This is a genomic window from Alistipes sp. An54, assembly GCF_002159375.1.
Taxonomy (GTDB): domain Bacteria; phylum Bacteroidota; class Bacteroidia; order Bacteroidales; family Rikenellaceae; genus Alistipes; species Alistipes megaguti.
This window is the reverse complement of record NZ_NFIA01000006.1, coordinates 91,268-111,687: the sequence shown is the minus strand read 5'-3', so window position 1 is coordinate 111,687 and position 20,420 is coordinate 91,268. Positions and strand designations below refer to the sequence as shown.

16 protein-coding genes are annotated in these 20,420 nt (G+C 59.6%); 7 read left to right on the top strand and 9 right to left on the bottom strand.

The genetic code is table 11. The features are described 5' to 3' along the window. Window positions 1-48 precede the first annotated feature (48 nt). The 3 genes from dnaE to B5G09_RS07470 are packed head-to-tail and all read left to right on the top strand — an operon-like array spanning window position 49 to window position 5,211. Window positions 49-3,867 (top strand): DNA polymerase III subunit alpha, encoded by a 3,819-nt coding sequence (dnaE, locus tag B5G09_RS07480; RefSeq protein ID WP_087404684.1) that lies wholly within the window; start codon window positions 49-51, stop codon window positions 3,865-3,867. Window positions 3,868-3,887: 20 nt separating this feature from the next. Next, window positions 3,888-4,202, top strand: a complete 315-nt coding sequence (gene trxA / locus B5G09_RS07475; RefSeq protein ID WP_087310305.1) for a thioredoxin — start codon at window positions 3,888-3,890, stop codon at window positions 4,200-4,202. Window positions 4,203-4,206: 4 nt separating this feature from the next. After that, the gene (locus tag B5G09_RS07470; protein WP_087404683.1) at window positions 4,207-5,211 is read left to right on the top strand and encodes an aldose 1-epimerase; all 1,005 of its coding nucleotides are present in this window, start codon (window positions 4,207-4,209) and stop codon (window positions 5,209-5,211) included. A 96-nt stretch (window positions 5,212-5,307) separates the two neighbouring features. Here B5G09_RS07470 and B5G09_RS07465 read toward each other — a convergent pair whose 3' ends face one another. Then, window positions 5,308-5,826 (bottom strand): nitroreductase family protein, encoded by a 519-nt coding sequence (locus B5G09_RS07465; protein ID WP_087310309.1) that lies wholly within the window; start codon window positions 5,824-5,826, stop codon window positions 5,308-5,310. Between the two features lie 187 nt (window positions 5,827-6,013). Between B5G09_RS07465 and htpG the strand changes: the two genes are divergently transcribed. Further along, window positions 6,014-8,074 (top strand): molecular chaperone HtpG, encoded by a 2,061-nt coding sequence (gene htpG, locus B5G09_RS07460; protein ID WP_087404682.1) that lies wholly within the window; start codon window positions 6,014-6,016, stop codon window positions 8,072-8,074. 108 nt (window positions 8,075-8,182) lie between these two features. Here the strand turns inward: htpG and B5G09_RS07455 are convergent, their stop codons facing one another. The 8 genes from B5G09_RS07455 to B5G09_RS07420 all read right to left on the bottom strand — a co-directional run bounded on the left by B5G09_RS07455 (window position 8,183) and on the right by B5G09_RS07420 (window position 15,348). Then, on the bottom strand, window positions 8,183-8,830 hold the full coding sequence (locus B5G09_RS07455) for a CatB-related O-acetyltransferase (RefSeq protein WP_087404681.1): 648 nt from the start codon (window positions 8,828-8,830) through the stop codon (window positions 8,183-8,185). Between the two features lie 137 nt (window positions 8,831-8,967). Further along, on the bottom strand, window positions 8,968-9,390 hold the full coding sequence (locus B5G09_RS07450) for a thioesterase family protein (protein WP_087310315.1): 423 nt from the start codon (window positions 9,388-9,390) through the stop codon (window positions 8,968-8,970). Between the two features lie 22 nt (window positions 9,391-9,412). Further along, window positions 9,413-10,021: an FAD synthase gene (locus B5G09_RS07445; protein ID WP_087404680.1), complete on the bottom strand. Its 609-nt coding sequence runs from the start codon at window positions 10,019-10,021 to the stop codon at window positions 9,413-9,415. A 1-nt stretch (window position 10,022) separates the two neighbouring features. Then, a complete protein-coding gene (locus tag B5G09_RS07440; RefSeq protein ID WP_087310319.1) occupies window positions 10,023-10,673 on the bottom strand; it encodes a redox-sensing transcriptional repressor Rex in 651 nt (216 codons plus the stop codon). Between the two features lie 2 nt (window positions 10,674-10,675). Further along, window positions 10,676-12,478 (bottom strand): LysM peptidoglycan-binding domain-containing protein, encoded by a 1,803-nt coding sequence (locus B5G09_RS07435; RefSeq protein WP_087404679.1) that lies wholly within the window; start codon window positions 12,476-12,478, stop codon window positions 10,676-10,678. Window positions 12,479-12,481: 3 nt separating this feature from the next. Then, the gene (locus B5G09_RS07430) at window positions 12,482-13,255 is read right to left on the bottom strand and encodes a 3'-5' exonuclease (protein ID WP_087404678.1); all 774 of its coding nucleotides are present in this window, start codon (window positions 13,253-13,255) and stop codon (window positions 12,482-12,484) included. A gap of 11 nt (window positions 13,256-13,266) precedes the next feature. After that, window positions 13,267-14,391, bottom strand: a complete 1,125-nt coding sequence (gene dnaN, locus B5G09_RS07425; RefSeq protein ID WP_087404677.1) for a DNA polymerase III subunit beta — start codon at window positions 14,389-14,391, stop codon at window positions 13,267-13,269. Window positions 14,392-14,469: 78 nt separating this feature from the next. Further along, window positions 14,470-15,348 carry a nucleoside phosphorylase gene (locus B5G09_RS07420; protein WP_087404676.1) on the bottom strand — a complete coding sequence of 293 codons (879 nt, stop codon included), beginning with the start codon at window positions 15,346-15,348 and terminating at the stop codon, window positions 14,470-14,472. A gap of 114 nt (window positions 15,349-15,462) precedes the next feature. Here B5G09_RS07420 and glmM point away from each other — a divergent pair, with 114 nt between their 5' ends. The 3 genes from glmM (at window position 15,463) to glmS (ending at window position 20,418) form a co-directional block, all read left to right on the top strand. After that, window positions 15,463-16,857: a phosphoglucosamine mutase gene (gene glmM / locus B5G09_RS07415; protein WP_087404675.1), complete on the top strand. Its 1,395-nt coding sequence runs from the start codon at window positions 15,463-15,465 to the stop codon at window positions 16,855-16,857. A gap of 63 nt (window positions 16,858-16,920) precedes the next feature. Then, the gene (locus B5G09_RS07410; RefSeq protein WP_087404674.1) at window positions 16,921-18,288 is read left to right on the top strand and encodes a dipeptidase; all 1,368 of its coding nucleotides are present in this window, start codon (window positions 16,921-16,923) and stop codon (window positions 18,286-18,288) included. 285 nt (window positions 18,289-18,573) lie between these two features. Then, a complete protein-coding gene (gene glmS, locus B5G09_RS07405; protein WP_087404673.1) occupies window positions 18,574-20,418 on the top strand; it encodes a glutamine--fructose-6-phosphate transaminase (isomerizing) in 1,845 nt (614 codons plus the stop codon). Window positions 20,419-20,420: the final 2 nt, after the last annotated feature.

Sequence of the window (20,420 nt, the reverse complement as noted above, 5' to 3'; positions counted from 1 at the left end):
ATTTCTCTGTAAATATCGTTATCTTTACAACGCTAAAATTTCCGGAAAATGTCCCAATTCGTACATCTTCACGTACATACGCAATACTCGATCCTCGACGGCCAGGCCAGCATCCCCAAGTTGGTCGACAAGGCCATCGCCGACGGTCAGCCCGGCATTGCCGTGACCGATCACGGCAACATGTTCGGCATCAAGGAGTTCTACAACTACGTCAAGAAGGTCAAGGGCAAATTCAAGGACAAGGCCGCGGAATGCGAAGCCCGTATCGCCGCCCTGCGCGACGGATCGGAGACGGTCGATGATCCCCAGGCCGAGATCGCCAAGTGCGAAAAACAGCTCGAGGAGCTGCACCGCAAGATGGCCTTCAAGCCCATCATCGGCTGCGAGGTCTACGTCGCCCGCCGCTCGCTCCACGACAAGGAGGGAAAGCCCGACCAGAGCGGTTATCACCTCATTCTGCTGGCCAAAAACCTCAAGGGGTATCACAACCTGATCAAGATCGTCTCGAAGGCTTGGACCGAGGGCTTCTACATGCGCCCCCGTACGGACCGCACCGAGATCGAGAAGTACCACGAGGGGCTGATCTGCTGTACGGCGTGTCTGGCCGGCGAGGTGCCGCGCGCCATCACGGCCAACGACATGGAGAAGGCCGAAGAGGCGATCCGCTGGTACAAGAACCTCTTCGGCGAGGACTACTACCTCGAGCTGCAGCTGCACAAGGCTACCGTCGAGCGGGCCAATCACGAGGCCTACCCCATGCAGTTGAATGTCAACAAACACCTGCGCGAGCTGGCCGCCAAATACAACGTGCGGATGATCTGCACGAACGATGTGCACTTCGTCGACGAGGACAACGCCGAGGCTCACGACCGGCTGATCTGCCTTTCGACGGGCAAGGACCTCGACGACCCGAAGCGCATGCTCTACTCCAAGCAGGAGTGGTTGAAGACGACGGCCGAGATGGCCTCGATCTTCGGCGAGTCGGATCCCGAGGCGATGGCCACGACGGTCGACATCTGCAACCAGGTCGAAACCTACTCGATTGACCATGCGCCGATCATGCCCAACTTCCAGATCCCGGCCGAATTCGGCACCGAGGAGGAGTATCGCAAACGCTTTACGGAGCAGGACCTCTACGACGAATTCACGCGCGACGAGAACGGCAATGTCGTCATGTCGGAGGAGGAGGGTCGCAAGAAGATCGAGAAGCTGGGCGGTTACGACAAGCTGTACCGCATCAAGTTCGAGGCCGACTACCTGACGAAACTCACCATGGAGGGTGCCCACCGCCGCTACGGCGAACATCTGACCGAGGAGCAGGAGGAGCGGCTGCGTTTCGAACTGCACGTCATGAAGACGATGGGTTTCCCGGGCTACTTCCTCATCGTGCAGGACTTCATCCGCGCCGCCCGCGAGGAGCTCGACGTCTCGGTGGGACCGGGGCGTGGCTCGGCCGCCGGTTCGGCCGTGGCCTACTGTCTGGGCATCACGCAGATCGACCCGATCGCCTATGACCTGCTGTTCGAGCGTTTCCTGAACCCGGACCGTATCTCGCTGCCCGATATCGACGTCGACTTCGATGACGACGGCCGCGGCCGCGTGTTGAACTGGGTAACCCAGAAATACGGCAAGGAGAAGGTCGCCCACATCATCACCTACGGCACGATGGCCACCAAACTCTCGATCAAGGATGTGGCCCGCGTGCAGAAACTCGTCCTCTCGGAGTCGGACCGTCTCTGCAAACTCGTCCCCGACAAAACACCCGAAGGCAAACCCGTCAAGAGCCTGGCCCAGGCCATCGAACTCGTCCCGGAGCTGAAGGCCGCCGAACAGTCGGATAACCCCGTGCTGCGCGATACGATCCGCTATGCCAAGATGCTCGAGGGGAACGTCCGCAATACGGGCGTGCACGCCTGTGGTACGATCATCTGCCGCGACGACATCACCGACTGGGTGCCCGTCTCGACGGCCGACGACAAGGAGACCGGCGAAAAGATGCTCGTCACGCAGTACGAAGGTTCGGTGATCGAGGATACGGGTCTGATCAAGATGGACTTCCTCGGTCTGAAGACCCTCTCGATCATCAAGGACGCCGTGGAGAACGTCTTCCAGACCAAAGGCAAGAAGATCGACATCGACGACTTCTCGATCATCAACGATCCGGCTACCTACAAGCTCTACTGCGAAGGCCGTACCGTTGGTACGTTCCAGTTCGAGTCGGCCGGCATGCAGAAGTACCTGCGCGAACTGCAGCCCTCGACCTTCGAGGATCTGATCGCCATGAACGCCCTCTACCGTCCCGGCCCGATGGACTATATCCCGGACTTCATCGCCCGCAAACACGGCCGGAGCCCGATCGTCTACGATATCCCGATCATGGAGAAATACCTGAAGGATACGTACGGCATCACGGTCTACCAGGAGCAGGTCATGCTGCTGTCGCGTCTGCTGGCCAACTTTACCCGCGGCGAATCCGACACGCTGCGCAAGGCCATGGGTAAGAAGCTCAAGGACAAGCTGGACCACCTGAAGCCCAAATTCATCGAGGGCGGCAAGAAGAACGGCCACGACGAGAAGGTGCTCGAAAAGATCTGGGCCGACTGGGAGAAGTTCGCCTCCTATGCCTTCAACAAGTCGCACGCCACGTGCTACTCGTGGGTGGCCTTCCAGACGGCCTATCTCAAGGCCAACTATCCGTCGGAGTACATGGCTGCGGTCCTGAGCCGAAACCTGACGAACATCGAGCAGTTGACGCTCTACATGAACGAGTGCAAGCGGATGGGAATCAGTGTGCTCGGTCCGGATATCAACGAGTCGGTGCAGGCCTTCTCGGCCAATCTGGCCGGCGACGTGCGCTTCGGTCTGGCCGCCGTGAAGGGGGTCGGCTCGGCCGCCGTGGAGAGCATCATCGTCGAACGCAAGGCCCGCGGCCCGTTCAAGGATATCTACGACTTCGTCGAGCGGGTCAACTATTCGCTCGTCAACCGCAAATGTCTCGAGAATCTGGCCTATGCCGGCGCCTTCGATTCGATCACGGACTTCGCCCGCGGCAAGTTCTTCGGCGTGGATACCCGCGATTCGAGCGGCGCCACCTTCATCGAACTGCTCATGCGTTACGGCCAGCGGTTCCAGAACGAGCAGAACAATGCTCAACAAAGCCTCTTCGGCGGTGGTGGTCATGTGGATATCCAGCGCCCGGTAACCCCGAGCTGCGCCGACTGGAGCCAACTCGAAAAACTGGCCAAGGAGCGCGAAATGGTCGGACTCTACCTCTCGGCCCATCCGCTCGACGACTACAAGATCATTATCGACCACATGTGCAAGACCCAGCTTACGGAGCTCGAGAATCTCGATGCGCTCAAGGGGCAGGAGATTGCCGTGGCCGGCATGGTGATCAGCGTGCAGAACCTGATGACCAAGACCGGAAAGCCCTGGGGCCGCTTCAAGCTGGAGGACTACAACGGTTCACACGAATTCGCTCTCTTCGGCAAGGACTACGAGAACTTCCGCAAGTATCTCTTCCCGGATTATTTCCTCTTCATCCGCGGCAAGGTGCAGCCCCGCCCCTACAACGACAAGGAGCTGGAATTCAAGATCATCTCGATGGTTCAACTCTCGGAGGTGCGCGATACGATGATCAAGGAGATGTCGATCCAGCTGCCGATCGAGGAGGTCACCGAAACGCTGATCCGCGATCTGTCGGCCCGCATCCTCGAGGCAAAGGGCCAGACACGTCTGAAGGTGAACGTCTACGACCGGAATGCACAGGTCTCGTTGAGTCTCTTCTCGAAGAGCCACAAGGTGAGCCTCACGGCCGAACTGACCGACTATTTGGATGAAAATCAGATACATTATTCCATTGCATAACAACTTAAAAACACAAAAAAATGGCACTTGCAATCAACAAGGAGAATTTTGAAACACTCGTAGGCGGAGACAAACCCGTCGTAATCGACTTCTGGGCTGAGTGGTGCGGTCCGTGCCGCATGATCGCTCCCATCGTCGACGAACTGGCCGGCGAATACGAGGGCAAGGTCGTTATCGGCAAATGCGATGTCGAGCAGAACGACGATATTACGATGAAGTACGGCGTGCGGAACATCCCGACGATCATCTTCCTCAAGGGGGGCCAGGTCGTGGACAAACAGGTCGGCGCCTGCTCGAAGGATGCCCTCAAGGCCAAGATCGAAAAGTTGCTCTAAGCCGATGATTCACTGCGTGGATTACTGCGGTCTGCGGGCCGTGGAGTTCTCCAAGGGCGACTATGTGGCGCTGCTGATCCCCGAGATGGGTGCCAACCTCATCCGGCTGGCCGATACGCGCCGGGGCGTCGAGGTGCTGCATACTCCGACGGCGGAGGAGATCGAGACCTTCCGGCGTCGTCCGCAGGTCTACGGTCTGCCGATCCTCTTCCCGCCCAACCGCATCGCCGACGGACGGTTTACCTTCGACGGCCGCACTTACCGGCTCCCGATCACCAACGAAAAGGAGCACAACTTCCACCACGGATTTCTCAAGAGCCAACCGTTCCAGGTCTCGAAGGCCGTGGAGACCGACGATGAGGTGACGGTCGAATGCCGCTACTACTCGAATGCGGGTTGCGACGTGATTTTCCGCGATTTTCCGCACGAGTTCAAGTGCAAGATCATTTTCCGCCTCTCGGCCCGCGGGCTGGAGCAGGAGGTGGTCTTCACGAACCGCAGCCGCGAGCGGATGCCCCTGGGTGTGGGATTCCACACGCCTCTGCGTATTCCGTTTGCCGGGGGCGAGCATGGCGACTACGTGATGCGGGTGGTCGTCGGCGAACAGGCTGAGCTCGATGCGCGGAATCTTCCGACGGGCCGTAAACTGCCGCTCAACGCCCAGTTCGCACGGTTGCGTGAGGGCGGGCTGCGCGTGACGGGCTGCGAGCCGATCGAGGCGGGCTTCACGCTGCGCGAGATCGAGGTCGATGGCAAACCCTACCGCGGAGCCCTGGTCGAGAATCTCCGCACGGGAGTTCGGGTCTTCTACGAGGTGGACGACCGGACGACCTACTGGACGATCTGGAACAACGGCGGGCAGGTGCCCTACTGCTGTCCCGAACCGCAGTCGTGGACGACCAACGCCCCGAATGCGGCCGATCCCGAGGCCGAAGGTTTCTGCGCGGTGGCTCCGGGCGAGTCGTGGAGCGCCAAATACCGGCTTTACGTGCGGCAGGCGGGCGAATAATTGCGTTTTCAGATGCGAAATGTTCTGCCTGACAGCAGAACAAGATGCGTCATATAAAGCAAGGCGGGAGGTTGTTTTTCAACCTCCCGCGTCGCTTTAGAACGACTCCATGAATACGGTCTCGGAGAGTGGTTTGCGGAGTTTGTCGTGACGGTCGGGCGAGGCGGGTTCGCCGGCTCCGTAGCCGATGAGCAGAATATTCACCGGAACGACGTTGTCCGGCAGGTGGAACTCCTCGCGCACGGCTTCGGGCTTGAACATGCAGATCCAGAGCGAGTCGAGTCCGAGCGAGGCGGCGCAGAGCATCATGTGGTCCGTGACGATCGAGGCGTCGATGTCGGCGATCATCTTGCCGTCGTACTTGCGGGTCCACGCCTCGTCGGTCGCCGCACAGACGAGGATGGCCAGCGGAGCCCCGAAGTCCCGCGTGCAGCGGGCCAGGCGCTCCATCCCCTCCTTCGACTGGATGACAACGAGGCGCTGCGGCTGGCGATTGGCACCCGTCGGTGCGACGCGCCCCGCCTCGAGAATCTCCTGCAATTTTTCCGGCTCGACCTTCCGGTCCTGGTATTGACGGCAGGCATACCGTCTCTTGGCCAATGTGAGAAAATCCATCGTGTTCGGTTTTTTGTTCGAACAAAGGTACGAAAAATCACGCGGACGCGCAACAACTGCGAATCCGGTCCGGTCGGCTGTGACGGAAGTTGTCAGTTGCGACTGACAAAGTGGCAGTCCCACACGAGTGGCACACCCTTTGTGGATCTCCGGAGCAGAAAAAAAACGAAAAAACAATACCTGTACTATGAAAAACGGAAAAATCGGAGTTACGACGGAAAACATCTTCCCCGTCATCAAGAAATTCCTCTATTCGGATCACGAGATCTTTCTGCGTGAGCTGATTTCCAACGCCGTGGATGCCACCCAGAAGCTGAAGACCCTCTCGGCCAAAGGCGAGATGAAGGGCGATCTGGGCGATCTGACGATCCACGTCTCGGTGGACCCGAAGGCCCGGACCCTTACGGTTACCGACCGCGGTATCGGCATGACGGCCGAGGAGCTGGACAAGTATATCAACCAGATTGCCTTCTCGGGTGCCGAGGAGTTTATGGCCAAATACAAGGACCAGGCCATTATCGGTCACTTCGGACTGGGCTTCTACTCGGCCTTCATGGTGGCTGACAAGGTCGAGATCTTCACCCGCTCGTGGCAGGAGGGGGCCAAGGCCGTGCACTGGAGCTGCTGCGGAACCCCCGAGTTCGAGATGGAGGAGACCGATGAGGCGCGTGACCGCGGCACGACCATCGTGCTGCATCTCTCCGAGGATACGAAGGAGTATGCCGAGGAGTCGAAGGTCTCGGAACTGCTGAAGAAATACTGCCGCTTCCTGCCCGTGCCCATTGCCTTCGGCAAGGTCAAGGAGTGGAAGGACGGCAAGTATGTCGATACGGACAAGGACAACATCATCAACGACGTCGACCCGCTCTGGACCCGCAAGCCGGCGGAGATCACCGAGGAGCAGTACAAGGAGTTTTACCGCGAGTTGTACCCGCTGAGTGACGAGCCCCTCTTCTCGATCCATCTGAACATCGACTACCCGTTCCACCTGACCGGTATTCTCTACTTCCCGAAAATCCACAACAACTTCGACATCCAGCGTAACAAGATCCAGCTGTACTGCAACCAGGTCTACGTGACGGATCAGGTCGAGGGAATCGTGCCGGAGTATCTGACGCTGCTGCACGGCGTGATCGACTCGCCGGACATTCCGCTGAACGTTTCGCGCAGCTATCTGCAGAGCGATTCGAACGTGAAGAAGATCTCGAGCTACATCACCCGCAAGGTGGCCGACCGTCTGCAGGAGCTCTTCAACACGATGCGCCCCGATTACGAGTCGAAGTGGGACGATCTGAAGATCTTCATCCAGTACGGCATTCTGACCGACGAGAAGTTTGCCGAAAAGGCCGGGAACTTCATGCTCTGGAAGAACGTCGAAGGCAAGTACTTCACGCCGAAGGAGTATCTCGAGAAGGTCAAGGAGAATCAGACCGACAAGAACAAGACGGTCGTCTTCCTGTACGTGGACGATCCCGAGGAGAAGTACACCTCGCTCGAGGCCGCCAAGGCCAAGGGCTACGACGTGCTGATCATGGACGGCCAGCTGGACAGCCACTACATCAACTGGTATGAGTCGAAGAACAAGGAGAGCCGTTTCGTACGGGTCGACAGCGACGTGATCGACAAGCTGATCCAGAAGGAGGACAGCATCAAGATGTCGCTGACGGAGGCTCAGCAGGAGTTGCTGACGCCGGTCTTCGAGAGCCAGATGCCCAAGGATGAGAAGATTCACTACAACATCTCGTTCGAGGCGATGGAGCCCGACGAGGCGCCCGTCGTCATCACACAGAACGAGTTCATGCGCCGTATGAAGGAGATGGCCCGCATGGGCGGTGGCGGCATGAGTCAGTTCTACGGCCAGATGCCCGACAACTTCACCATCGCGGTGAACGGCAACCACCCCATCGTGATCCGGATTCTCGAGGATGTCGAGAAGGCCTACGGCGACAAGCTGAAGACCACGACCAAGAAGATCGACGCTGCCGTAGCCGAGGAGAAGCGTTTCGAGGAGGTCACCAAGGACAAGAAGGAGGCCGATCTGACGCCCGAGGAGAAATCCATGCGCGAGGAGCTGTCGAAGAAGGTTGTCACGCTGCGTGACGAGCGCAACCAGCGGCTGCGCGAGATCGGTGCCGGCAACAAGCTCGTCAAGCAGATCATCGACCTGGCCCTGTTGACCAACGGCATGCTGAAGGGCAAGAACCTGACCGACTTCATCCAGCGGTCGATTTCGTTGATCGAAAAGTAATCGGACGGAGTACCCTGCGCGGGATTCGTTCCGGGAAACGGCAACGGGCCGGACTTTCCGTCGTGGAAGTCCGGCCCGTTTTTTTTTATATATGAAAGATGACGCGGGTCAGTTGTCCGCTTTCCCGCAGGCAAACTGTTCCAATTGTACCCAGTCACCCGCCTGGATCGCCGGGATAGCTCGGAGGATGCGTTCGTCCGACCACTCCCACCAGCGGATACGCAGCAGAAGTTCAATCACCTCGGGAGCAAAGCGGCTGCGGATGGGGCGGGCCGGGACGCCCCCGACAATCGTATATGGAGCCACGTCGCGGGTGACAACGGCTCGCGTTCCGATCACAGCACCGTCGCCGATCCGAACGCCGGCCAAGATGGCAGCCTCGTAACCGATCCACACGTCGTTGCCTACGATAATGTCTCCCTTGCAGTCCCAGGCTTCGGCAACCCGCGTCCGGTCGCCCTGCCACTCTTCGTAGAAGAGCTGGAAGGTGTAGGTGGAAAGCGACCGCAGCGTGTGGTTGGCACAGTTGAAAAGGAACTTTGCTCCGCAGGCAATCGAACAGAAACGCCCGATGATGAGCCGCTCGTGGTGGACGGGATAATGGTAGAGAATATTGTTGGTGGCGAAAAGGCGCGGGTCGGATCTGAAATCGTTATAGATCGTATAGTCGCCGATTTCAATTTGCGGATCGTCGACGACGGCATTCAGATAGACCGTCTGCCGGTCGCCTGTCCGTGGATAGATTTTGTTCATCATGTTTTCCGTCTTTTAAAGCGTTTATTCGTTCAGAATCAGATACAGCCATCCGGTCGGAACCGTTGACCAGTCTCGACGCGCCGGAAAATCGGATTCAGATACAGCGCTTCATCGTGAAAACATCATTTTCCGGATCCTTACTCGGCCGGCTCCTCCGTCCAGTGCGGGCGGAGCAGATCGAGAAACCACTCCGGGCAGCGGCACGGACGACGCGTATCGCTGTGGATAAAGCCCAGCTGCGTCATGCCCGTGTTGATCAGTTCGCCCTTCTCGTTGTAGATCTCGTAGAAGAAGTTGATGCGTGTCGAGGGGATCTCCCGAAGGATGATCCGCACCGTCAGCAGTTCGTCGAAATAGGCCGGCTTGCGGTACTTGGACTGCACTTCGAGGATCGGCATCATGATGCCGCGGCGCTCAACCTCGGCAAACGACATGCCCAGATGGCGCAGCAGTTCGCTCCGCGCCGCCTCGTAGTAGCAGATGTAGTTCGAATGGTGGCAGATGGCCATCTGGTCGGTATGCTTGTACCAGACCCTGATTTTGCAATCGTGGCTCAGCATGATTATCGGATTTTTTGGTTTGTCACTTGTTTTCAAGAGAATCGTTCTCCGCAACAGGCCGATCCTGCCGGAGGCTCTTCGAAAGCGGATGTCCCAGCAGATGCTCGGCACCGGCAAGATCTCCCGATTCGAACCGTTGCCGGATGGCGGTCGAACTGACCCGTACGCCGTCGACCGTACACGGCCCCACGCGAACCACCCGCAGGCGTTCGCACACCTGCGGATCGTCACACGCCAGTCCGTCGTGGCCGAAGCGGTGGTTGAAACCCGCCACAAGCGTTTCGGCGCCGAGGCGGCCGATCAGGTATCGGTCGACGAACTCCCGGCCCGTGAGGGCGCTGAACGTCCGGTCGAACGGTATGACGATCAGGTTGTCAACCCCCAACCCCTCCAGCAGGGCAATCTTTTCATCGAGGGTCGTCAGCAGCCGGAGCCCTTCGGCCCGCCCCAGCGCGATGCGCGGATGCGGTTCGAAGGTCATCACGATGCTCTCACCTCCGGCAGCACGGGCCTCGCCGACAAGTCGCTCGATCAGCGCCCGGTGGCCGAGATGCACACCGTCATACGACCCGACGGTGACCGCCGGATGGTCGAAATGCGGAAGATGTTCAAATCCGTAAAATACGCGCATTCTACGAATTGGCGTTGGCGTCGTTCTCCTTGACGAAGTAGGCGACCTTTTCGAGCAGCGTCGTGATGTCGTAATTCTCGACCACAATTCCCTGCGGGAAGTTCAACGGTGTGGAGGTGAAGTTCAGTACGCCCTTGATACCGGCGTTGATGATCGGCAGAACGAGCGTCGGGGCCACCTTCGTGGGTGACGATACGATCACGATCGAGATGTCCTTGTCCTCGACCTCCTTCTCGAACGTATCCATGTGGTAACACGGAATGCCGTCGATGATCTTGCCCACCTTCTCGGGATCGACATCGAACGCCGTCGTGATCTTCAGCTTCAACCCCTTGCCGTTGAAGTACTTCGTGATGGCCTGACCCAGGTGGCCCATACCCAGCACGGCGATATTCATCGGTGTGGGGCTGTCGAGGATGTTGCTGATGTATTCGATCAGCACCTGTACGTCATACCCCTTTTTCGTATCGCTCGAGAATCCGATCAGCATCAGATCGCGGCGCACCTGTACGGCCGTAATGCCGTGGATGCCCGCCAGAACATGCGAAAAGACGTGCGTGATTCCCTGTCGGTGGCACGAAAGCAGCGTCCGCCGGTACTCGCTCAACCGCTCGATGGTTTTCTCGGGAATCGTATTCGTCAGTGTTGCCATGACTATTCGATGGTTATCGTGAAATCATTGTGGTAGTTCACCCGCGTCCAGTTGTAGTTGACGTGGTTGGCGCGGCCGGCCGGCCGGGTGAACAGATACGTGGTCTGCAGCGGCGTGTAGCGGTGATCCTCCAGGTCATACTCGATATCGCCGTACATGGCCGGCGCGAAGATCATCGCCGTGTCGTAACCGCGATAGGAGAACAACGTCGGCAGCATGCCGAACGATCGCAGATAGGCGTCGTCGAAAGCCTTGACCACCTCCGAGTCGCGTTTGGCATGGTAGGTTGAGATGAAGACCACGCGATCCTTGAAGAAGATTGCCCGGTCGAGGTTGTTGTAACGGTTCCAGCGGGCATTGCCCAGGACGGTGAACTTCGGAGCCGTGCGTCCGCGCGAGGTGATGCTCGTGTCGGCCGAGGCCAGCCCGGCAAGAATGCGGTCCACATCCACCTCGTTGTCCGAAAGAATCACGAAGACGTTGTCCGCATCGTTCTCCAGCAGCGGAGTCAGATCGCTCGAGCCTTGGGCCCCCTGCTGATACCGATAATTATAGCGCTCGTAGGGCCGGTTGCCCAGCAGCGCAAGGATCTCGCGCTCGAACTCCCGGTCGACGGTCTGCGTATAGATCAACGTCACCTGTTTGTCGGCGGCCACCAGATCGCGCACCTTCTCGTACTTGCGGTCCGGATCGGGTGCCAGCTGGAAAAGCACGTCGCTGTTCATCCGTTCGATGTTGGCCAGCGGCGAAACGACCGGAATCTGGTGCTTCTCGGCATAACGGACCACCGGATAGAGTCCCTCTTCGTAGACGGGCCCCACAATCAGATGGGTGCGCCGGAATGCCTTGTCTTCGAGAATCGAAACGATACGGGCGCTGTCACGGGCCGTGTTGTAGAGATCAACATTGACCGAGATGCCCGACTTCTGCTTCACGCTGTCCAGACCCAGCAGGAAACCCTGGTAAAATTCCAGGTAGTTACCGTTGGGCTCGCCGTTGACGGCCAGCGGCAGAAGCACCGCCACATTGAGCGCTTCGCTGCGCCGCAACGCCCGGAACTCGATCGGTTCCACGTCGCCGAAGGGCGGCAGCGAATCACGACGCAGCGTATCCTCGGTTGCCGCGGGCTCTTTTTGATCCTCTCCCGGGACAACGATCATCGCTCCGGCCTTCAGATCGGCCGGCTTCAGTCCGCCGTTGAGCGCACTCAACTGCTCTTCCGTGATCCCAAACCGGCGCGACAACGAATAGAAGGTCTCGCCGGCATGGACGATATGATACGACGTACCCGTTTCGGCCACGCTGTTCAACGACTTTTGGTAGGCCTCCCACTGCTGCTGGGTTCCGGCCGCCGTTTCCGAGCCGATCTGTTTGCGGCGGATCAGCACCCGTTCGCCGGGACGCATGTGCAGCGGATCGAGGTTCGGATTGTCGGCCATCAGCGTCTTGACCGGAATCTCGTACTGACGCGACAGGGCGAAGAGCGTCTCGCCCGGCGCGACCTGGTGGAAATTGAACGTCTTGCGCAGTTTGCGCTCCGACATGATCTCCGGCGCCTCGGCCACGTAGGGAATCTTGATGTTCTGATTGGTCTTCAGCCCGCGGACTATCGAGGGGTTGTTCTCCACGATCACCTGTTCGCCCACGCCGTAGGTCTTCGAGAGTCCGTAGAGCGTCTCCCCGGCCTGCACCGTATGGATGTAGTATTTAGCCCCGTTGATGTAGACGATCGTCGTGGACTTCCCGCCCGCCAGGGCCGAAAGCCCCCACGCAATCATCAGCAGGGTGGCACAGAGTCGTTTCATCGTCTATCTGTTCTGCAGTTTGTCCCGCATGCGGATCTCGGTGATCACCTTTTTCGTATAGAGCGGGAAATCGCCGTTCATCATCCAGGCATAGTAGCTCGGCTCCATGCGGAAAACCTCCGCCACGGAGCGTCCCTTGTACTTGCCGAATCCGAAGATCTCCTCGCCTTTCTCGTTGTAGAGAATCCGCCCGGCATAGTCGGCCGATTCGCCCCGGCTGGAGAATTCGGCCAGTTTGTCGACGTCGTTTTCCAGATCCGGATAGCGGTCCAGCTGCGCCTTGAGCACCTCGTAGGTGGCCTTCGTGTCGGCCTCGGCCGAGTGGGCATCGTCCAGATCGCGGTCGCAGTAGAACTTGTAGGCCGCAACCAGCGTACGCTGCTCCTTCTTGTGGAAGATGTTCTGCACGTCGATGAACTTGCGGCGTTTGAAATCCACATCCACCCCGGCCCGCAGGAACTCCTCGACCAGCACCGGAAGATCGAACCGGTTCGAATTGAAACCGCCGAAATCACAGCCGCGGATGAACTGTTCGAGCGACTTGGCCACCTGGGCAAAGGTCGGACAATCCTTCACGTCGTCGTCCGTGATGCCGTGGACGGCCGTCGCCTCTTCGGGAATGTGCATCCCGGGGTTCAGCCGCCGGGTCTTCGTGATCTCCTCGCCGTCGGGCATCACCTTGATCATCGAGATCTCCACGATCCGATCCCGGGCCGTATCGACCCCGGTGGTCTCCAGATCGAAGAAAATGATCGGACGCTTGAGGTTCAACTTCATTTCGGAGGGCCTTATGCGTTGATCATCATCGGCATGAGCAGCATCAGCGTCGAGCTGGTCTGCTTGTCGTCATAGACCGGTTTGAAGACGCCGGCACGCGTCGAGTCGGCCAGTTCGAGCACCACCGTCGGCGTGTCCATGTTCGAGAGGATCTCGACCAGGAACGTCGACTTGAAGCCGATCGAAATGGGCTGTCCGTCGTAGCTGCACGAAATCGTCTCGTTGGCCGATACCGAAAAGTCGATATCCTGCGCCGTGAGGTTGATCCTGTTGTCGGCGATATCCATGCGGATGAGGTTGGTTGTGGGGTTCGAGCAGACCGCAACGCGTTTGATACCGTTGACCAGCTCGATGCGGTCGACCAGCACCTTGTTGGGGTTGTTGGCCGGGATCACGGCGTTGTAGTTCGGGTAGTTGCCCTCGATCAGGCGGCATACCAGCGTGTGGCTCTTGAGCGTGAACATGGCGTTCTTCGAATCGAAGGCCATATCAATGGCGTCGTCCTCCTTCAGCAACACCGACTTGAGCAGGTTGGCCGGTTTTTTGGGCAGGATGAACGAGGCCGTCACTTCGTTCTCGGTCTCCGATTCATACTTGACCAGTTTGTGGGCATCCGTTCCGACGAAGGTCAGCGTGCCGGGGGCCAGGTTGATGTAGATACCGTTCATTACGGGGCGAAGCTCATCGTCGGCCGTGGCAAAGATCGTCTTGTTGATGCCGTTGACCAGCATGTCGACATCCATGCGGAGCTCCTTGCGCTCGGCGCTCAGCTGCGGAACGGACGGGTAGCTCACGGCGCTGGCGCCCGGAATCGAGAGCGATCCGCTCTTCCAGTTGATCTTGATCTCCCAGTTCTTGTCGTTGACCTCGATCGTCAGCGGCAGTTCGGGGAACTCCTTCAGCGAATCGAGCATCAGTTTGGCCGGAGCGGCGATCGTGCCTTCGCTTTCGACGCTGTCGACCTCGATCTGGCCGACGAGCGTCGTCTCGAGATCCGACGTGGTCACCTTCAGTGTCGTACCGTTGAGCTCCATGAGGAAGTAGTCCAGAATGGGAAGCGTATTCTTGTTGCTGATCACTTTGCCGGTCGTCGCCAGAAGAGAGAGCAGCGCCGAACTTGATACGGAAAATTTCATAGTTGTATTTCTGTTATTAAAGAGATTCGTGTTGTCGTTATATTTTTATCGGGGGCGTCGGGTGTCGGTTCGTCCGGGTCAGTCCAGCGCCGCCAGTTTGTCGAGTGCCATGGCGATCATCCGTTTGACGAAGGGTTTGTAGTCGGTGTCGGCTTCGTGGGCGATGCGCTGTGCGATGATCGTGCAGATCGTGGCGGCGCGGTGACCCATCAGGGCCGAGAGTCCGGCCAGCGCCGACCCCTCCATCTCGAAATTGGTGATGCGGCGGCCCCGGAAGTCGAACGATTCGATCTTCTCGTTCAGGTGGATATCGTGGGGTTCGAGACGCACCCAGCGGCCCTGCGGGGCGTAGAAGCCCGGGGCGGCGATGGTGATCCCCTCACGCGTCGTATCGCGGAAATGCTCGAAAAGGGTCTTGTCGGCGTTGACGAAGTAGGGACGCGGCATCTTTTCGTACCAGCCCGTGTGGCGGACGAAAGCCTCCTCCAGCTCCAGATCGCAGACCGCATCGCGTCCCTTGTAGTAGCTCAGCAGGCCGTCGAAGCCGCATGACGTGCGTGAGAAGACGAACTCCCCGACGCGGATATCGGGCTGGATGGCGCCCGAGGTCCCGAGCCGCACGAGGGTCAGCTGCTGTTTTTCGGGCTTCTCCTGCCGCGTGGCGAAGTCGATGTTGGCCAGGGCATCGAGCTCCGTGACACAGATGTCGATGTTGCCGATGCCGATGCCCGTCGAAAGGACGGTCATGCGTTTTCCCCGGTAGGAACCCGTCACGGTACGGAATTCGCGGTTGGAGACTTCGCACTCCTTCGTGTCGAAATGCTCGGCCACGAGGGCCACCCGACCCGGATCACCGACCAGAATGACCGTCGGGGCCAGCTGCTCGGGACGCAGGTGGAGATGAAAAATCGAACCGTCGTCGTTGATAATCAATTCGGAAGCGGGGATAGTCCTCATATTTTGTTGGTTTTAAATTTTCATAATTGGCATAAAAGTAATATATTTACCTCGAATATCAAAACTTCACCGCGAATTTTCTTCTTGTAAAATACCTGTAAAAACCATAGAAACATGACGCTCATCAAATCCATTTCGGGCATCCGCGGAACCATCGGAGGCCCTACGGGCGAGAATCTCACACCGCTCGATATCGTGAAGTTCACGACGGCCTACACCCGTCTGATCTCCCGCCGCAATCCCGGCAAACGGCTCACCATCGTCATCGGCCGCGACGCCCGTCTGTCGGGCGAACTGGTGATGGATCTGGTCGAAGGAACGCTGCTGGCCTGCGGCGCCGACGTCATCAACGTGGGGCTCTGCACCACGCCCGGCACCGAAATGGCCGTCATCACGCGCAAGGCCGACGGAGGCATCATCCTCACCGCCTCGCACAACCCCCGCCAGTGGAACGCCCTCAAGCTGCTCAACGCCCACGGCGAATTCCTCTCGGCGGCCGAGGGGCAGGAGGTGCTCGAACTGGCCGAGGACGAGTCGTTCGAGTTCCCGCCGATCGACCGGATCGGACACCTCCTCGCACGCGAGGACTTCAACGACGAGCACATCCGCCAGGTGCTGGCCCTGCCGCTGGTCGATGTCGAGGCCGTGCGCAAACGCCGCTTCAAGGTGGTCATCGACGCTGTGAACTCCGTGGGCGGCATCGTCATGCCGAAGCTGCTGCGCGAATTGGGCTGCGAGGTGGTCGAGCTCAACTGCGAACCCACGGGCGAATTTGCCCACAACCCTGAACCGCTGCCCGAGAACCTGACCGAAATTTCGAAGGTCATCGTCCGTGAGAAGGCCGATTTGGGCGTGGTGGTCGACCCCGACGTCGACCGGCTGGCCTTCGTTTCGGAGGACGGTTCGATGTTTGTCGAGGAGTATACGCTGGTGGCCGTGGCCGACTACATTCTCACGGAGCATCCGGGCGGCGTAACGGTTTCGAATCTCTCCTCGTCGCGGGCGCTGCGCGACGTGACGGAGCGTCACGGCGGCAAGTACTACGCTTCGGCCGTCGGCGAGGTCAACGTCACGACGAAGATGAAGGAGGTCGGAGCCGTCATCGGCGGCGAGGGCAACGGCGGAGTGATCTATCCCGAGCTCCACTACGGGCGTGACGCTCTGGTCGGTACGGCCCTCTTCCTCACGTGGCTCGCCAAGCGCGGAATGACCATGACCCAGCTGCGCGCCACCTACCCCTCCTACTACGCCTCGAAGAACAAGATCGAGCTGACGCCGGCCATCGACGTGGATAAAGTGCTACGTGAGATAAAGGCCCGTTATGCCAATGAGAAAGTGAACGATATCGACGGCGTGAAGATCGATTTCCCGGACAACTGGGTCCACCTGCGCAAGTCGAACACCGAGCCCATCATCCGTGTCTATACCGAGGCGCGGTCGATGAAGGAGGCCGACGAGCTGGCTCAGCGTTTCATCGCCGAAATCAAGCAGATCTGCAATTTACAGTAAGGAGATGGCAGGTCCGTCACGTCCGGGAAGGATGGCCGGGTCTGCCGCAAACAAGTCTGGAAGATGGATCAAGTAAAGGAGTATATCGAAGCCAACAGAGAGCGCTTCATCAATGAGTTGTTCGACCTGCTGCGCATCCCGTCGATCAGCGCCCAGTCGGAGCACAGGCCCGACATGCAGCGCTGCGCCGAGTTCCTGGCCGCGGCGCTGGTCAAGGCCGGAGCCGACCGTGCCGAGGTGATGCCCACGGCGGGCAATCCGGTCGTCTATGCCGAGAAGATCATCGACCCGAAGGCCAGGACCGTGCTGGTCTACGGCCACTACGACGTCATGCCGGTCGATCCGCGCGAGGAGTGGCACACCGACCCCTTCGAGCCGGTCATCCGCGACGGCCGCATCTGGGGTCGCGGCGCCGACGACGACAAGGGCCAGTTGTGGATGCACGCCAAGGCCTTCGAGGCGATGTGCGCCACCGGCACGCTGCCCTGCAACGTGAAGTTCATGCTCGAGGGCGAGGAGGAGATCGGTTCGGCCAGCCTCTACGACTTCTGCCGGCAGAACAAGCGGCTGCTCAAGGCCGACATCATCCTCGTCTCGGACACCTCGATGCTCTCGATGCAGACCCCGTCGATCACCTGCGGACTGCGCGGCCTGGCCTACATGGAGGTCGAGGTCACGGGTCCGAACAAGGATCTGCACTCGGGACTGTTCGGCGGTGCGGTGGCCAATCCGGCCAACGTGCTGACGCGGCTGGTAGCCAGTCTGATCGACGAACAGGGACGGGTGACGATCCCGGGCTTCTACGACGACGTGCGCGAGCTGACCCCCGCGGAGCGCCGCGCCTTCAACCGCGCGCCGTTCAGCCTGGCGGCCTACAAGAAGTCGCTCGAGATCGGCGATGTCGAGGGCGAGGCCGGGTACACGACGCTCGAACGCACGGGTGTGCGTCCGTCGCTCGATGTCAACGGCATCTGGGGCGGCTACACGGGCGAGGGAACCAAGACCGTCATCCCGTCGAAGGCTTCGGCCAAGATCTCGATGCGGCTGGTCCCGAATCAGGACTACCGCAAGATCTCGAAGCTTTTCGAACGCCACTTCCGGCGGATTGCCCCCAAGAGCGTGAAGGTCGTCGTCCGGGCGCTCCACGGCGGCATGCCCTACGTCGCCCCGACCGACATGCCTGCCTACAAGGCTGCCGAACGTGCCGTCACGGAGACCTTCGGCAAGAAGCCGCTGCCCTTCTATTCCGGAGGGTCGATCCCGGTCATCAGCGGGTTCGAGTCGATTCTCGGCATCAAGTCGCTGCTCATCGGCTTCGGACTGGCCGAGGATGCCATCCACTCGCCCAACGAGAGCTACGGCCTCGAGCAGTTTGAGCGCGGCGTGGAGACCATTCCGCTCTTCTACAAGTATTTCGCCGAAAGCCGTTAGAGCAATATACGGGGAGTATCTGGAGTTTGCCGTCGGGTTGGCCCGGCAGGCCGGAGGCGTGGTCGAATCGCTGCGCGACAACCGTGGCGTATCGATCGCGGCCGGCAATTCACACATGGTCGAGACCATGCGGAAATTCGTCCGATAGGCCTGCAGTCGTCGACGTGAGGATCGCCGATTCGGTCACAAACAGGGGGGGGGGGAAAAAAAAAACATTTCCCGCCCCCTGTTGCATATCTGTTATTAAAAAATTTTCTTATCTTGTGGCTTTAAAAACCGGGAAACATGTGCGGAATTGTCGGTTATGTCGGACGGCGCGAAGCCTGCCCGATTCTCCTCAAAGGTTTGCATCGCCTCGAATACCGGGGTTACGACAGCGCGGGCGTGGCGCTGGTCGATGAGCAGGGCCAACTGAACGTCTACAAATGCCGGGGAAAGGTCTCCGATCTGGAGCATTTCCTGCAGGGCAAGGATCTCTCGGGTTCGATCGGTATTGCCCACACCCGCTGGGCCACCCACGGTGTGCCGAACGACGTCAACGCCCATCCCCACTGCTCCGAATCGGGTGAGATCGCGCTGATCCACAACGGCATCATCGAGAACTACCGCGTGTTGAAGGAGGCGCTCGTCGAGAACGGCTATACGTTCCGCAGCAGCACCGACTCCGAGGTGCTGGTCAACCTGATCGAGTATGTCCGCACGACGAACCATTGCACGTTGCTGGAGGCCGTGCAACAGGCCCTGCGGCAGGTTGTCGGCGCCTACGCCATCGCCGTGATCGAAAAGGGGAATCCCGACGAGATCATCGCCGCACGGCAGAGTAGCCCGATGGTCATCGGAATCGGGAGTGGCGAGTATTTCCTCTCGTCGGATGCCGCCTCGATCATCGAGTATACCGAGGATTTCGTCTACGTGAACGACGGCGAGATCGCCGTCATCAACCGCAACGCCCCGTTGAAGGTTGTCACGCTGGACAACCACGACGCCCGGATCGACATCCGCAAACTGCAGCTCTCGATCTCACAGCTCGAGAAGGGCGGCTATCCCCACTTCATGCTCAAGGAGATCTACGAACAGCCGCACACGCTCGTCGACTGCATCCGCGGGCGGATCAGCCCCGAAACCTGCGAGGTGAAGCTCTCCGGGGTGATCGACCACCGCGACCGCTTTCTCCAGGCGCAGCGGATCATCTTCGTAGCCTGCGGCACCTCGTGGCACGCCTCGCTCATCGGCGAGCACCTGATCGAGTCGATCTGCCGCATTCCGGTCGAGGTGGAGTACGCCTCGGAGTTCCGCTACCGCAACCCGATCATCCGGCAGGACGATATCGTCATCGCCGTATCGCAATCGGGCGAAACGGCCGACACACTGGCCGCCGTCGAGCTGGCCCGCAAGGCCGGCGCCTTCGTCTTTGGCATCTGCAACGTCGTCGGTTCGTCGATCGCCCGCGCCACCGACTCGGGGGCCTACATCCACGTCGGGCCCGAGATAGGCGTCGCCTCGACGAAGGCCTTCACCGGGCAGGTGACCGTCATGGCCATGCTTGCGCTGGCCATCGGCCGCGAGAAGGGAAGCGTCTCGGAGGCGTATTACCACGAGGTGTCTTCGGCACTGCTTCACCTGCCCGAGACACTCGAGGAGGTGCTCAAGGTGGCGCCGCAGATCGCCGACCTCTCGAAAATCTTCACCTATGCCCGCAACTTCATCTACCTGGGGCGCGGATACAACTACCCCACGGCCCTCGAAGGGGCGCTGAAACTCAAGGAGATCTCCTACATCCACGCCGAGGGCTACCCCGCCGCCGAGATGAAGCACGGTCCCATCGCGCTGATCGACGCCGAGATGCCGACCGTGGCCATCGCAACGCCCGACCACACCTACGAGAAGACCGCTTCGAACATCGAGGAGATCAAAGCCCGCGGCGGCAAGATCATCGCCGTCTGTGCCCGCGGAGACCGGCAGGTGAGTCGTTCGGCCGACTACGTCATCGAGGTGCCGGTCATCACCGAGTGTCTCATGCCGGTGGTCGTCTCGGTACCGCTGCAGCTGCTGGCCTACTACATCGCCGTCTACAAGGGGCGCAATGTCGACCAACCCCGCAACCTGGCCAAGTCGGTGACTGTCGAGTAGGC

What these genes read in the sequence shown, in the direction of transcription:
- B5G09_RS07445 (WP_087404680.1), bottom strand. Translation starts at nt 10,021, where the DNA reads ATGCGCGTATTTTACGGATTTGAACATCTTCCGCATTTCGACCATCCG.
- htpG (WP_087404682.1), top strand. Translation starts at nt 6,014, where the DNA reads ATGAAAAACGGAAAAATCGGAGTTACGACGGAAAACATCTTCCCCGTC.
- B5G09_RS07435 (WP_087404679.1), bottom strand. Translation starts at nt 12,478, where the DNA reads ATGAAACGACTCTGTGCCACCCTGCTGATGATTGCGTGGGGGCTTTCG.
- B5G09_RS07410 (WP_087404674.1), top strand. Translation starts at nt 16,921, where the DNA reads ATGGATCAAGTAAAGGAGTATATCGAAGCCAACAGAGAGCGCTTCATC.
- trxA (WP_087310305.1), top strand. Translation starts at nt 3,888, where the DNA reads ATGGCACTTGCAATCAACAAGGAGAATTTTGAAACACTCGTAGGCGGA.
- B5G09_RS07420 (WP_087404676.1), bottom strand. Translation starts at nt 15,348, where the DNA reads ATGAGGACTATCCCCGCTTCCGAATTGATTATCAACGACGACGGTTCG.
- B5G09_RS07455 (WP_087404681.1), bottom strand. Translation starts at nt 8,830, where the DNA reads ATGATGAACAAAATCTATCCACGGACAGGCGACCGGCAGACGGTCTAT.
- dnaN (WP_087404677.1), bottom strand. Translation starts at nt 14,391, where the DNA reads ATGAAATTTTCCGTATCAAGTTCGGCGCTGCTCTCTCTTCTGGCGACG.
- B5G09_RS07470 (WP_087404683.1), top strand. Translation starts at nt 4,207, where the DNA reads ATGATTCACTGCGTGGATTACTGCGGTCTGCGGGCCGTGGAGTTCTCC.
- B5G09_RS07440 (WP_087310319.1), bottom strand. Translation starts at nt 10,673, where the DNA reads ATGGCAACACTGACGAATACGATTCCCGAGAAAACCATCGAGCGGTTG.
- B5G09_RS07450 (WP_087310315.1), bottom strand. Translation starts at nt 9,390, where the DNA reads ATGCTGAGCCACGATTGCAAAATCAGGGTCTGGTACAAGCATACCGAC.
- B5G09_RS07430 (WP_087404678.1), bottom strand. Translation starts at nt 13,255, where the DNA reads ATGAAGTTGAACCTCAAGCGTCCGATCATTTTCTTCGATCTGGAGACC.
- B5G09_RS07465 (WP_087310309.1), bottom strand. Translation starts at nt 5,826, where the DNA reads ATGGATTTTCTCACATTGGCCAAGAGACGGTATGCCTGCCGTCAATAC.
- glmS (WP_087404673.1), top strand. Translation starts at nt 18,574, where the DNA reads ATGTGCGGAATTGTCGGTTATGTCGGACGGCGCGAAGCCTGCCCGATT.
- glmM (WP_087404675.1), top strand. Translation starts at nt 15,463, where the DNA reads ATGACGCTCATCAAATCCATTTCGGGCATCCGCGGAACCATCGGAGGC.
- dnaE (WP_087404684.1), top strand. Translation starts at nt 49, where the DNA reads ATGTCCCAATTCGTACATCTTCACGTACATACGCAATACTCGATCCTC.